Genomic DNA, 13,670 nt, shown 5'->3' with positions numbered 1-13,670 from the left:
GGGATTTAATTTGAATAAAGTACTGATAGTAGATAACAGAGCAGCTTATTATCAAAACATTAAAACAAGAATCGAAATAAGTGATGAACTTGAACTCGATGCAGAAATTTTCCTGTATACTGATTACAGCGAATTCCAGGAGCATATTACAAAGAATCACTATGACATGATAGCTGTGGTAAGCGGAGTTATAATGTCTGATGATTTTGTGATACCGGCTGAGCAGAAACTCCTTGGATATCTTGAAAGGAAAAATTCCGATAATTCTATTTTTGCTAATAGCGGCATTGTTGATCTCGGCTATTTCAATGATTCGTTTGAAATGCTTCAAACGCTTGAAAAAATGCAGCCGAACGACGCTGAAATAAAAAATGAAACCAAAAATGAAACTCCTGTAACAGCTTTATCAGTTGAAAACACAAACGCAGAAACAACTATAAAGCCTGATGCAGAGGAAGTAAGAGGAATAAGAAGTGAAACAAAAGCAGAAAATGCGGCTGAAAAAGCTTTTTTCTGTTCGAACTGCGGAACGAAATTACTGCCGGAAACTAGATTCTGTCATATATGCGGAACTCCTGTAGACGATGCTGATGCTATGATACGAAATGCGGCTATAGACAGAGATGATCGCACGGATGATATTGAAAAACTTGTAGCTGAAGATCTCAAACTCCAGCGCCATCAATGTAAAGTGGTATCATCTTATGCTGCTAAAGGCGGTGTTGGCAAGACAACTATTGCCGCAAATCTGGCAGTACTTCTGGCACGTACTACTACAGACAGACGCAAAACCAGGGTGTGTATCGTAGATTTCAATATTGATTTTGGAAACATTCGGACTACACTGAATTTCTCGCGCAAGGATGTAACAATGATCGACTGGCTTGCTAACATCGATGCAAAAATCGGTGAAGGTATAGACCCAAAGGAAATAAAATATTCAAAGGAAGAGATCGAGTGTTTCCTGCAAAAGAAATCTTTTAAGAAAACCTTGAGTAATGACGAAACCGAGATCTATGGTCTTATTGCTCCGCTTATACATAAAGATTCCATGGGCATACCCGAAAAAAGCTTTGAAGTAATGCTGAGAAATCTGAAAGAAAACGGCGATTTTGATTATATAATCTGTGATACAGGCAACAATACCCGTGATTCGTCTTTTACGGCGCTCGAACTTTCGGATAAAATTCTGCTTATAGCTACTCAGGACGTTACGACTGTAGATTGCAATGACAGTTTCCTTAAGACCATGGATGAAATATCTGATTTTGATAAAGGAAAAGTTTATCTGGTTATAAATAACATTATATCTGCAAAAGAAACAGGCGTTTCAGTAAAGGATATAGAAGAGGCAGTGCCGGAATTTCCGTGTATTGGAAGGATCAGAAGAAATACAAGTGTAACTCTTGCTAATAATAAGGGGATCCCTGCGGCTCTTGACTCGGGTGCTCCGTTTACGAGGGAGCTTTCTGAGATAGTATCAGCCATAATCGATGAAGATCTTGAGATCAAGCCGAAGAAAAAAGGTATTTTTTCATTCTTGAGGAAATAAGGAGAAGTCAAAATGAGCCTTATTGAAAAAATAATTAATAAAGCCGAAAAAGAAAAACAGAGCTTGGCCGATAAAATACAGTCAGAATCCGTTATTCTTGATTCACAACAGCAGGATACAGCCAATGCCTTGATAAAAGAGATCAGTTCCGAAAACTTCGACACTATCACTTTGAAAGGTATTGATAATTCGGTTGATGACCTGAAAAATCAGCTTCATAAAAAAATTGATGCACTGAATGTTTCATATGAGGAAAAGCTGAAGCTTGAAAAGAACATTGCTGCGAATATATCAGGTCTGGGTCCTCTTGAAGAATTTATGTCAGATCCGGATATCACCGAAATAATGGTCTTGCGATATGATCATGTAGTTATCGAGAAGAACGGTGAGAAGATCAATACCGACGTCAAATTCCAGTCCGAACTGCATCTTGTAAACGTGATCCAGCGTATAGTTCAGCCAATAGGCAGACAGATAAATCTCTCTACACCAATCGTTGATGCGAGATTGTCTGATGGTTCTCGTGTAAATGCGACGATACCGCCCGTATCTGTGGATGGAGCAACTTTAACTATTAGAAAATTTTCTAATAAAGCTTTGACCGGAGAAGATTATCTCAAGCTCGGTACATTAAATCAGGAAATGCTTGATTTTCTTTGTGCTGCAGTAAAAGGGAAGGCAAATATAATCGTATCCGGCGGAACAAATACGGGAAAAACTACGCTTTTGAATATGCTTTCGGGCTTTATCCCGGAAGAAGAAATGGTAATTACAATAGAAGATTCATGTGAGCTTCAGCTCAAATCTCCGAATGTAAGAAGACTTGAAGCTAAAGATTCTCTGGCTACAGACAGAGTGATGAAGATAGATATAAAAGCCTTGGTAAAAAACTCTTTGAGAATGAATCCTGACAGGATAATTGTCGGAGAGATACGTGACGGGACGATCGTTGATATGATATCTGCCATGAGTACCGGTCATGAAGGTTCAATGTCTACGACTCATGCTAATAGTCCTGCCAATCTTGTCAATTCGAGGATCCCGATTTTTTATAGTATGGCTAATGCAAGCTTTACCGCTGAAACACAAGCACTTCAGGTAGCAGAAGCACTGGATCTTATCGTTCAGATAGGATTCAGAAATAAAAAAAGAGTCATAACACATATAACAGAAGTTTCGGGTGCTTCAGATTACAGGATAAACCTCAAAGATATTTTTACTTATGACTCAAACGGAGGTTTCTCCGCAACAGGATACGTTCCCAAAACATTATTATCCAGACTCAAAGCGTATGGTTCTGAGATTGATGAAAAAGTATTCGACCCCAAAAAATCGTAAAAGGAAAGAAGGATACAATGTATTACGCTGTTTTTTTCGCCGGATTATCTGTTTTACTGATATTTCTCGCAGTTATAATAAATGTTAGGGAAAAGAAAAATATCATAAATAAAAAAGATGCTGATTTTATTGATATTTTTATAGAAAATAAAAAACAGTATCTAGCGTCAATTCCCGGTGCAATGTCGATCAAAACATATTTGATTTTGATGTTATTTTTCCCTTTGACCGGTTCTGTTGGGGCATGGTTCTTGAGTAAAGAGTTGTGGCTTTCGATCATTATCTTTTTTGTCGGTCTGTTTATTCCGAAATTTATAGTAAGCTATACTGAAAAAAAGCATAAGAAAAATTTTGAAGAGAGATACGCAAGAGCATTACGTCAATTATCCAGCTCTTTAAGAGCCGGAATGACGTTACAGCAGGCTGTGGAAGATCTCTGTAAATGTCCGTTTATCCATTATGAGATAAAAAAAGAATTCAGACAGATAAATTCGGATATTCAGCTTGGATTCTCAATATCAGAAGCTTTTGGACACATGGCGGAAAGGATACCGACCGCTGATGTAAAAGATGTTGCTTCTGCGATCAAGATGCAAAGTTTGGTAGGCGGATCTGAAGCGGAATCAATAGAGATCATAACAAATAACATAAACTCCAGAATGATGCTTCGCAAAGAAATAAAAACCTTGTTTGCAAGCACTAAAATGACAATAATAGGAATGGATATTCTTCCAGCTATTATTATATTATTTCTGTATTACTCTTCCCCAATGTATTTTAGACCTTTGTTTTCAACGCTTATAGGGCGTTTGGTCTTTGTACTTGCTATCATCTTAATGGTGATCGGAAGCTACATTGACAGAAAATTCCTAAATCGAGTAAAGGGGGTAGATTAAATGGAGTTTGCTATTGCTCTTTTTACAGGCGTAACTGTTTTTCTTCTTATTTTACTTGTAGCGACGTTTTTATCAACAGAAAATGTAGCGCTCATAAGTAAAGAAAAACTTACCGTAGAGCACTTATGCAGCAAGATAATAAAGAAGGAACCTGAAGTACTGGCAGATAAGCTGGGGATTCAGACCGATAAGTATATGTTCAACTGCAATCTTATCGGAGTTGAGCCTAATCTCGATAAATTGATAATTACGAGAATACTGGCTGTGACCATTGCTGTTCTGGGAATCCTGATAGCTTTTCTTATCAATACTCCTCTAATATCTTTGCTTATCGGATTAGCAACAGCTGTAATTACGATATTGGTGTTTATCTCACCAACGGCTACAATTAATGACCGTGCTCAAAAGAAGAAAGCTCAGTTTGAATCCGAGATACCGCGTTTTTTGGATCTGTTTCAGACAGCAATAAAAATAAATCTGCCTGTTGCAACGGCCATTAAAATAACAGCTGAAAGTATTGATGGGATCTTATCGGAGGAGCTTTTAAGAGCACTTGTTGTGACAGAGCTTGGAACAAGCAACTGGCAGGATTCTTTGTATGATATAGCACAAAAATACGAAGTGGACAGCTTTTCGGATTTTGTTCTTGACATCGTTACTGCTTTTCAAAAAGGTTCGGATATAACCGAATCTGTAGAGAGACAAAGCAGAAGTATAAAATCATCGACATTACTCAGTGCAAAAGAGCAAGCAGCTAAAACTACAAGCTTGATACTGATACCTGTTGTGGTGTTCAAAATGATACCGCTGATGATAATTTTATTTTTACCTGTCATCATGCAAATACTTAATGGGATGTAAAAAATTTTTTATTTTCAAAATTTTCTGCTATAATAAATAGGGAAACCTTTATAACATATAATTTTCAAAAGGAGAGATTATAATGAAAGATTACGCAAAAAGATTTTTTAACGAAGAAGAAGGAGAGGAAGGTGCTGAATTCCTCGAATACGCGGTCATTATAGGATTATCTGCAATACTTATTGCCGTAATAATCGTAGTATTTTTGATCGTTAAGCACAAAACTTTGGAATCTGCCGAAGAAATCGATAAAGCAGGTACTGATTCTACTGCTGTAGACTGGGATACTGCTGTTGGCGACAAGGATAAAGAAGTGAACGAAGCTTTGAAAAACCTGAACTGATATGTACATTCTGAGAACTGTAATAGCTGCCGTCATATGTTTGGCGGCGGCTATATTCGATTACAAAACTACAAAAATACCCAATAAATTTATTTTTCCTGTTATTATACTAAGCCTTATTTTCTCCCTTATATTCTACCCTCTGATAAGTACAGGAACATCAATTCTATTTGTTCTGCTTCTTTTCCTGTATGGAATGACCGGATGGATGGGATTAGGTGATATAAAGTTGTTAATGGCATTGACCTTTATCGGTAGTTGGAAAATGAGTTTATTTACGCTTGTTCTTTCATCAATCTATCTGATGATCTTCGGCTTTTTAGCTAATCCGACTGAAACGGGATTTTATATGAGAAAAATGCTGAATAGATTCAGACTGAAAAAAGAACCACTTTATAAAAAATCTACTAAGTATAAATTTGCTCCGTTTATTCTGCTTGGAGCATTGTCATACTCGGTATTTTTTGATCCATCCGGACCATTTCATTTCGAACTATTCGGAGGAATTGTATGACTATAAAAAAAATCAAAAAGTTTTTTCGTTCAGGCAACGGAGAACTTTTAGGATTCGTTATTATTATGCCGCTTATAATTTGGCTGTTAATGCTGATGGTATCAATTGCCCAGTTGTCTATTACCAAAGAACAGATCACTTATCTCACCTATGCTGCAGGAAGAGCTGCTGTTGTATCTGAAAATGCAACTGATGCACTCGATAATGCTCAGGCTGTCGTGGATGAGTCTTCAAATCTTTCAGGATTCAGTGATGTAACTGTAGATATTCTGTTTAACGGCAAACCTATTACAGCGAGTAATGCCGATACAATATCATGGCAAAAAGGCGAGTATATCGTGGTTCAGCTAACTTACAAGACAGATTCTCTTATTAGAGGTGCGATACCTTTTTCGGACGACGAGCTCGATATGAACGGTTCAAGGAAGATGCTAATGGTCATGATGATCGAGCGTCCCGTTCCAAACGACCCATACACGAGTGAATGGACTAATCTATCCTGATCGGAGGTCAATTATGAATTTTTATAAAAAAGGAAATGGAGCTTCCATGATAGGGATAATTCTCATGCTTGGGACGTTTGTTTTCAGTATGATCCTTATAGAACACTTCAACCGCTTCAATGCGGTAATAGAGACTCAGACAAAAACAGATGCTATTGCAGATGCTATGGCTGTAGCTGCCAATGATGGCAGCGGAGTCCCTAATTTATACAGGATGTCAAAAGTAAGAAGTCAAATAACACACAAGTACATTACCGCCGACTATATATCCGGAGAACACGGAATAATGACTCCTATCGTAACTCCGGGACTTACAGATCCATTTACAAAAATAAAATCTGTAAAATTTAATGAAGAATGGGCTCTAGGCAAAGAGATCGACCCTTTGAATGAAACTGATAAATATCTTGAAACTCTTGGTGTAAAGAGCAATGATAAGATACTTTATCTTACAGCGGAAGGGGAGACTCCGTTTTTAAATGCTGATTATCATAAAACTGACAGTGAGGATACTTCGTGGGATTACATATATACCCATGCAACGAATGTCACCAGGATGCTTACATCCAATGATGCCCTTATGCAGCAAAAGTTTCCGCTTGACGCATATATAAGAGCAAGACCTACGTACATGAACGGCGATGAAAACAAAGATACTTATTGCGAAAATCCAACATTTCCTTTGCCGACGTCGGATTATCTCAGAGACGTTACTCAGTTTGAAGTAGAACTTTCTAACAGATATAAGGCAAGCCAGAATATATCGGGTGATCCGCCGTATACCAGAGAAGCGATTTTTATGTGGGATGTAACATGCGCACTCGGATGTGAGATACCGTGCTACTACAATAAATTCACAGGAGAGCCCTGGCAGGCTGTATCTGAGGGAAATGAACAGAATTATGACGGAGTTATCCTTTCAAATGGAGCTACTTCTGCTGATATGAGTAAAGTTTACGATCAGCCGGAAGGTTACTACACGTTTGTAAAAAACTACTTCTTCCATATTCACAGTACTGTTTTCCCTACAGACGAAGAATATATAGGCTGTGACAAGTACAATAACTGGCGATTAACAGCAAGAGACGGTTCTGATGCGGATACATGTAGAAGGATTCAGATTCAGGCTAATGCGGGATATCCAACAATAATGGTATTCACAAACGGTCAAAACTGGGTCGTTCTTCCCGAGGCAAGCACCGTTGATGATGATGTGGATTATGAAGTATCTGATGGAAGCAGAGGCGTTTATATTTCAGCAGCTTCAAATGCTACCGAAGAAGAAGCTGCTGCAACGAATGTCTTAAAAAAGAACGTAAATGCTGGATACAGAGTACCTAACGGAAATTATCTTGCTATCACATACAAACCGTTACAGTAAGGAGTTGAAAATTAAGATGATAAAGAAGTTCTCGGCTTCGGTACTTGCACTGATAATCATGTTTCAGTGTTCCGCATCAATTTCCGCCGCGCCCAAGACTTACCAAAAAGGAGCGAGTCTTACCTTTACGTGGGCGGGATCTGGAGCTCATGGCGGACAGGATTATCACATGGAAGCTGTAGACAATAGCGGTAATCCGACTATTATCTGTTCCAATAACGATGGAATAGTGAACTACTTCAGCGGCACAAAAAAGTATATAGACTGGAAAAATCTCGGATACGGGATAGACGATGATTTTGTTTGTCATCCTCGCACTCCCGATTACGCAAATGAAGATTTTCTGAATGGTTTGGGCAATTTCGGCTATTTCCCGGAGTTTTCTAATTACAGAGTGCCTATAAATGAAGTAAGGAATTCTATGAACGAAATGTGGAACACGTTTGGTGATTACGGTACTGAAATATGCACCGGAATGCCCGATTATGATGCCTATTATCTTAACGGACAGGCAATGAATATAAATAACCAGGATTTCATGGCTAATCAGTCAAACGGATTTAATCATTCACAACAAGAATGGACAGGCTCAAAAGCGCGTTTCATGATCGGTGAAAAAGCCTACAATTCTTTAGCAGAAATGTATCTCGATGCCAACGATGAACAGAGAAGAAAGATAGAAGAACTGATAGAAAAAGGTCTTACTGAATCAGATGTTGCGCCTGAAAAAGTAGAAGCTGTGCTGAACTGGCTCAGGACGATAGCAGAACTGGATGCGGATGGAAGAATTCGTTATTTTACTCCTGTTGATTCAATGCTTCTTACTGGAGCCCCCGAAGAGCTTTCAGGAGAGGAGATACAACAGAGATTTATTAATTGGTGCAATGCTCATGCTTACGACTATGAAGTCCTTGGCTGGAATCTTGATGACAGTGCTACATGGCCGATTGGAATTAATACAAACGGCATGATGATGCTTAATGTTAGTAATGAAAAGGATTTCGATAATTCAGTCATGACTCTTATCCCATTTGACTGGTTAAGATTATCTGATCGAATAGCGTGGATCGAAAATTTGATGGATGTTTTTGAGACTGCCGGAGCAGAAACTGTAGATGTCACAAGAGTTCTGGACAGAAAAATAACGACTTTATGGATAGGTACTTCCTCATACGATAAGCTCTATAATATGTATACATGGACAATAGAGAAGGCGGATGATGAAGGAGACGGTAAATATACATTTCAGCCTTATGCGGGAACAATAGGTGCAAACGGTGATGTTGTGGGAGCAAACGGACAGTCATTTTCTTTCAGACCCACATCAGAAGGTCATTACAGAATAACCTGTTACAGGAACTACAAGCCTACTATTTGTAATAAAGTGGCTGTTAATTTCTGCGAATACTCTGTTTTATCTGATATGGGTGCTATTGTATTTTTTGATCATGACGGCTTTATGGCAGGAAATGTACAGAGAAATAACTATGATGGAGAGATCGACAGCGACAAGATAGTGAGTACATCAACTAATAAGAATCCCGGAGTTGAAACAGTGGATGGAATAAGAAGGAATATAGACTACCAGGAAGACTATACAGAAGGTGAGCTCAGAGCTCATGGTGATGTTAATCCTGATTGTGGAATGTTTCCTTCTGACGCAAATTCAAATCAGGCGTATTATCTTAGTCCATACTCCTGTGTCTGGAATTTTTATATTTCCGATGCGGAAGTAGGAAAGACTATTTTCGATTTTGAAGACCCGGATAACGGTCTGAGAAAAGATTTTGACACTGAAAGACTTGGTTAAATTTTCACTAATGTACCTCGATGATATGAAACTGAAAGACGATCAAGGTAATCGCTTTCAGTTTGCTTTTAACATGAAAAGGTGATATTTTAAGTAACAGGAAGGTGATCTTCATGGATAAAAATGAAATTATTCTATATGAAACTGCTGACCACGCAGTAAAGCTGAATGTCAATATGGACGATGATACTGTTTGGTTGAACAGAACTCAGATGTCGGAGCTTTTTGGACGTGATATCAAAACCATTGGCAAGCATATCAATAATGCCTTGAAAGAGGAACTTTACGGAGATCCGGCAACTGTCGCAAAATTTGCGACAGTTCAAACCGAGGGTGAACGTGAGGTTACAAGAGATATTGAATACTACAATCTCGATGTTATAATTTCTGTTGGCTACCGTGTAAAGTCACAGCGGGGAGTTGAGTTCCGCAAATGGGCGAACGAAGTGCTGAAAGATTACATAATCAAGGGCTATGCCGTGAATAATAAGCGTACAGAACAGATAGGCGAGGTAATACGCATTATGAAACGGGCGGAAAATCAGCTCGATGCTAAGCAGGTGCTTTCGGTAATCGAGAAATTCAACACAGCTCTCGATTTGCTGGACGCTTACGATCATCAAACCCTTGATAAGCCCAAGGGGAACAAAGCGGTATATATACTGAGTTATGACGAGTGCCGCAAGGTTATAAACGAGATGAAGTTTGCCTCCAAAAGTGCGCTTTTCGGTAATGAAAAGGACGATTCATTTAAGGGCAGCATCGCAAATATCTATCAGGAGTTCGGTGGTGTGGAAATATATCCGTCACTTGAAGAAAAAGCTGCAAATCTACTATACTTCATCACAAAGAACCATTCTTTTTCAGACGGAAATAAGCGTATTGCAGCTACCATTTTCCTATACTTTCTTGAGAAGAACGGAGCACTTTTCCTTGATGAAGCCAAGACTGAAAAGACCATTGCTGACCAGACCTTAGCGGCACTGACCATCATGATAGCAGAATCACAGCCTGCTGAAAAGGAAATGATGATAAGCGTTATCATGAATTGTATGATGAAATAAACACTTTTTGCAGGTTATTGGAATAATGTAACAGGGATCGCTGCGATTTAAGCAGTTATCCCTGGTTTTTTTTACTCTTTCGGAAGACAAATTTGTGACGAAATACATTCTTGATTGATTTTCGGATATTTTCATCGGAGTAACCGTGCATTTTAGAGAATGCCATTAAAAAAGAGCCTCAAACTAGGAGACTCTTTTTACTATCCACTTGGTCTTCACAAACATAATAGCTTTCAAACTGATGAAGATGATAATTTAATTAACAGTATAGCGCATTATTATGCTTAAACTTTACCATTATGGTACATAAGGTATATCTGAATATGAGAACGACTTAGCTATAGCTTTCATATCATCGAGATAATGACTTTCGTACTCAGAACCCTTTTTTACATGTGCTATCATTTCTGTTCCGTTCGCCATCTGGAATAATGTGATGATCGTATCTACGTCTTCAATGTTACAATAATAATCATATGTGTAAATTACATAATCATCCGTCTTTTCATATTTAGCATTCTCTGTATTAACGCCTTCGTTATTGTTTTTGGTTCCCAAACGAAGCTGATTCGAATAAAAAATGTTCGAACTTCTTTCTGATTTTGATCGAGCAAATTCTTCAGTAAAATAATCCAGGTTATCATATCCGTTTGACTGCATCTCATAAGGAAGAAAAGAGATGGAACAATCGGCAATAACAGCCTGATCCTTTAATTTATCAGGACTGAACAGCATCGGTACTTCATTAAAATTAAGAGTCATATTATAATTTTCCGGGACATCAAATTTTATGCTTACACCTTCCCATGTAAATGGTCCCTCGTAAAAATCGTAGTGGTTAACAGATTTCGGATCGCCATTTTTAGGAAATACCTGATTTGTTTCAAACGGACGGTATGATGTCGTAACTTTAGTCGTTTCAGATTTAGTTGTTCCGATTACTTTTACACCATTCTCATTGTTTTTTGTATACTTATCCGGTATCTCTACAGGAACGGTTGTTACAGGCTTATCTTCCTTTATTTCAGAGGTCGTATTATTTTCTTTCTCCTCTTCAGGAATGCTTTCTTCTTTATTTGAAACAGTTACAATTACTTCATTCGTATCTTCTGCATCGATCACATTATTGTTACCGCAAGATGCAAAAACTGATACGATCATAACTGAAACTACAGCTACAGAAATTATTTTTTTCATTTTTGTATTCTCCTCATTAGTATTTCTATTATTATTTATTTTAACACGTTAACTCCAATATGTCAATGTATTTTTGATTCTTATTTATATTATAGCAGATTTTTTCAAATTTTAAAAATTTCGTATAGTGCAATTTCCACTACAAAAATAATTTTGTTTTGTCGCTCAACAAAAAGAACAAATGTTTACAGTGAAATCCGTACAAACGGACAGTTAATATGTTATAATGTGAAAAAGCAAAAATCAAGCACTTAGCGTAATTAAAATAAATACTTTTATCCTCTTTCAGCAAGAATACTCCCACCTCTTAGGTGGGAGATGAATTGTGTTTCTTACTCACTGGACTTTTCACTATGCTCATAGCATAAAATATTCAGTCGAATAAAATGGAGTGGCTAAAAAACAGTGGATTTGGATAATAAAGCGTATTCTTGCTTTACAAGAGGAAAGTTTTTTTAACAGGTCGAGAACACACGTTATTTCAGCTGTGGAATGAAGCCCTGTTTATATTATTACTAATTTTCTTGTATAATAGTTTTGTAGTTAATAATTGATAACTTGGAGGTCAGACAGATCAAATAATACTACTAATACAACACTATAAGAATTAAAAATCAGAACATAAAGCCATAAAAGGAGTGAACACTATGGCAAACAGAGCATTTAAATTCAGAATATACCCAAATAACGAGCAAAAGGTTTTGTTTGCCAAAACCTTCGGCTGTGTGAGATTGGTATATAACTATTGGTTATACAAAAGAATCAAGCAGTATAAAGAATATGAGACAACTTTAAGTTGCAATGCTTGTGCCAAAGAAATGGCTGAACTTAAGAAAATGGAGAAATACTCATTCTTACGGGAAGTGGACAGCGTATCATTGCAGCAGTCGCTTCGACACCTGGATACAGCGTTTCAGAACTTCTATAAACAGCCTAAAACAGGATTTCCCAGGTTCAAATCAAAAAGATGTAAAAAGAACAGCTATTCTACTGTTTGTATCAATGGTAACATAGCCATATCCAATGGATACTTGAAATTACCTAAAGTCGGACAAGTCAAAGTAAAACAGCACAGGAACATTCCTGATGAATATGTTCTCAAGTCTGTGACAGTAAGTCAGACTCCAAGCGGAAAATACTATGCAAGTATTCTGTATGAGTACGAAAACCAAGTACAGGAACAGGAACTGCATGACTTCTTAGGGCTTGACTTTTCGATGCACGAGCTGTATAAGGACAGCAACGGCAATGAACCGGCTTACCCCGGATACTACAGAAGAGCTGAAAAAAAGCTAAAAAGAGAACAAAGAAAACTTTCTCTTATGCAGAAAGGCTCTAAGAATCGTAATAAACAACGTATCAAGGTTGCTAAAATGCATGAGAAAGTTGCAAATCAACGAAAGGACTTTCTACATAAACAGTCAAGACAGATAGCCAATGCCTATGATTGTGTATGTATAGAAGATCTTAACATGCAAGCAATGTCTCAGGCACTTAAATTCGGCAAGTCGGTTTCAGATAACGGCTGGGGAATGTTTGTAACATTCCTGAAGAACAAACTAGAAGAACAAGGCAAAAGACTTGTAAAGATAGATAAATTCTTTGCGAGCAGTCAGACTTGTTCGTGCTGTGGTTACATCAATAAGGAAACAAAGAACCTTGCTATAAGAGCATGGGACTGTCCCGAATGCGGAACTCACCATGACAGAGATGTAAATGCTGCAATAAATATAAGAAACGAAGGTATGCGTATAGCATTAGCGTAGCCTTAATCGTAATAGAACCGTGGGACACACGGGGTTAGCTCGCTTATGCTTAGTGCATTAGTACTATCGAACGAGAACCGAACTCGCTGAGGTCAGGGGAAGCCCCCGCCTCTTTAGGCGGGGGAGGATGTCACCTTTTGTTTTTATCTGTTTCAGTTTTCTTCTATAATTCATTTAGAATTGTTGATCGAAAACTGGAGGTGATAAAAATGATTAACAGATCACAAAGAGTAATACTGATGAAAAAACTGTCAAACTACTATCAGACTGAAAAAGTCAGTTCCGAAAAGAAAAAAGAATTATCAGCATCATTGCTGGATGATAATGATATTAGATTACATAAGCTCATTATGGAGTTGGAGCCCGTAACTGATATTGGCAAATTGATGCTGGATGAAATTTTTAAGGCAATTCAAATAGGATAACATAAGGAGGAACATAAAAA

Annotated in this window: 13 protein-coding genes; 12 read left to right on the top strand and 1 reads right to left on the bottom strand. The window is 37.7% G+C overall.

The features are described 5' to 3' along the window. Positions 1 to 10 precede the first annotated feature (10 nt). From N773_RS0118895 to rhuM, 10 genes are all read left to right on the top strand, one after another. Positions 11 to 1,552 (top strand): AAA family ATPase, encoded by a 1,542-nt coding sequence (locus N773_RS0118895; RefSeq protein WP_024859187.1) that lies wholly within the window; start codon positions 11 to 13, stop codon positions 1,550 to 1,552. A 12-nt stretch (positions 1,553 to 1,564) separates the two neighbouring features. Then, positions 1,565 to 2,890 (top strand): CpaF family protein, encoded by a 1,326-nt coding sequence (locus N773_RS0118890; protein ID WP_024859186.1) that lies wholly within the window; start codon positions 1,565 to 1,567, stop codon positions 2,888 to 2,890. A gap of 17 nt (positions 2,891 to 2,907) precedes the next feature. Then, positions 2,908 to 3,786, top strand: a complete 879-nt coding sequence (locus tag N773_RS0118885) for a type II secretion system F family protein (protein ID WP_024859185.1) — start codon at positions 2,908 to 2,910, stop codon at positions 3,784 to 3,786. Next, positions 3,787 to 4,647 carry a type II secretion system F family protein gene (locus tag N773_RS0118880; RefSeq protein ID WP_013483311.1) on the top strand — a complete coding sequence of 287 codons (861 nt, stop codon included), beginning with the start codon at positions 3,787 to 3,789 and terminating at the stop codon, positions 4,645 to 4,647. It begins immediately after the preceding gene. Between the two features lie 82 nt (positions 4,648 to 4,729). Next, positions 4,730 to 4,990, top strand: coding sequence for a hypothetical protein (locus N773_RS0118875; RefSeq protein ID WP_024859184.1), 261 nt, complete (start codon positions 4,730 to 4,732; stop codon positions 4,988 to 4,990). Position 4,991: 1 nt separating this feature from the next. Then, complete coding sequence (locus N773_RS0118870) at positions 4,992 to 5,504, top strand: prepilin peptidase (RefSeq protein WP_024859183.1); 513 nt, start codon at positions 4,992 to 4,994, stop codon at positions 5,502 to 5,504. Next, positions 5,501 to 6,007, top strand: a complete 507-nt coding sequence (locus tag N773_RS0118865) for a TadE/TadG family type IV pilus assembly protein (protein WP_024859182.1) — start codon at positions 5,501 to 5,503, stop codon at positions 6,005 to 6,007. Before N773_RS0118870 ends, N773_RS0118865 begins: the two co-directional genes overlap by 4 nt. A 13-nt stretch (positions 6,008 to 6,020) precedes the next feature. After that, a complete protein-coding gene (locus N773_RS0118860; protein WP_024859181.1) occupies positions 6,021 to 7,388 on the top strand; it encodes a hypothetical protein in 1,368 nt (455 codons plus the stop codon). Between the two features lie 16 nt (positions 7,389 to 7,404). After that, positions 7,405 to 9,198, top strand: coding sequence for a hypothetical protein (locus N773_RS0118855; protein WP_024859180.1), 1,794 nt, complete (start codon positions 7,405 to 7,407; stop codon positions 9,196 to 9,198). A 113-nt stretch (positions 9,199 to 9,311) separates the two neighbouring features. Then, on the top strand, positions 9,312 to 10,262 hold the full coding sequence (rhuM, locus tag N773_RS0118850; RefSeq protein WP_024859179.1) for a virulence protein RhuM/Fic/DOC family protein: 951 nt from the start codon (positions 9,312 to 9,314) through the stop codon (positions 10,260 to 10,262). Positions 10,263 to 10,559: 297 nt separating this feature from the next. Here rhuM and N773_RS21630 read toward each other — a convergent pair whose 3' ends face one another. Further along, positions 10,560 to 11,459 carry a hypothetical protein gene (locus N773_RS21630; protein WP_024859178.1) on the bottom strand — a complete coding sequence of 300 codons (900 nt, stop codon included), beginning with the start codon at positions 11,457 to 11,459 and terminating at the stop codon, positions 10,560 to 10,562. Positions 11,460 to 12,106: 647 nt separating this feature from the next. Between N773_RS21630 and tnpB the strand changes: the two genes are divergently transcribed. Together tnpB and N773_RS0118835 are read left to right on the top strand one after the other, a co-directional pair. Then, positions 12,107 to 13,225, top strand: coding sequence for an IS200/IS605 family element RNA-guided endonuclease TnpB (tnpB, locus tag N773_RS0118840; RefSeq protein WP_024859177.1), 1,119 nt, complete (start codon positions 12,107 to 12,109; stop codon positions 13,223 to 13,225). A 209-nt stretch (positions 13,226 to 13,434) separates the two neighbouring features. Further along, entirely contained in the window at positions 13,435 to 13,650 is a 216-nt protein-coding gene (locus tag N773_RS0118835; protein ID WP_013483318.1) for a hypothetical protein, read from the top strand. Positions 13,651 to 13,670 lie beyond the last annotated feature (20 nt).

The organism is Ruminococcus albus AD2013 (genome assembly GCF_000526775.1).
GTDB lineage: Bacteria > Bacillota > Clostridia > Oscillospirales > Ruminococcaceae > Hominimerdicola > Hominimerdicola alba_A.
This window is presented reverse-complemented; position numbering and strand designations above follow the sequence as displayed.

Coding starts and splice junctions, on each gene's coding strand:
- N773_RS0118865 (WP_024859182.1), top strand. CDS start 5,501: ATGACTATAAAAAAAATCAAAAAGTTTTTTCGTTCAGGCAACGGAGAA.
- N773_RS0118880 (WP_013483311.1), top strand. CDS start 3,787: ATGGAGTTTGCTATTGCTCTTTTTACAGGCGTAACTGTTTTTCTTCTT.
- N773_RS0118875 (WP_024859184.1), top strand. CDS start 4,730: ATGAAAGATTACGCAAAAAGATTTTTTAACGAAGAAGAAGGAGAGGAA.
- N773_RS0118870 (WP_024859183.1), top strand. CDS start 4,992: ATGTACATTCTGAGAACTGTAATAGCTGCCGTCATATGTTTGGCGGCG.
- N773_RS0118890 (WP_024859186.1), top strand. CDS start 1,565: ATGAGCCTTATTGAAAAAATAATTAATAAAGCCGAAAAAGAAAAACAG.
- N773_RS0118835 (WP_013483318.1), top strand. CDS start 13,435: ATGATTAACAGATCACAAAGAGTAATACTGATGAAAAAACTGTCAAAC.
- N773_RS0118885 (WP_024859185.1), top strand. CDS start 2,908: ATGTATTACGCTGTTTTTTTCGCCGGATTATCTGTTTTACTGATATTT.
- N773_RS0118860 (WP_024859181.1), top strand. CDS start 6,021: ATGAATTTTTATAAAAAAGGAAATGGAGCTTCCATGATAGGGATAATT.
- N773_RS21630 (WP_024859178.1), bottom strand. CDS start 11,459: ATGAAAAAAATAATTTCTGTAGCTGTAGTTTCAGTTATGATCGTATCA.
- N773_RS0118855 (WP_024859180.1), top strand. CDS start 7,405: ATGATAAAGAAGTTCTCGGCTTCGGTACTTGCACTGATAATCATGTTT.
- rhuM (WP_024859179.1), top strand. CDS start 9,312: ATGGATAAAAATGAAATTATTCTATATGAAACTGCTGACCACGCAGTA.
- tnpB (WP_024859177.1), top strand. CDS start 12,107: ATGGCAAACAGAGCATTTAAATTCAGAATATACCCAAATAACGAGCAA.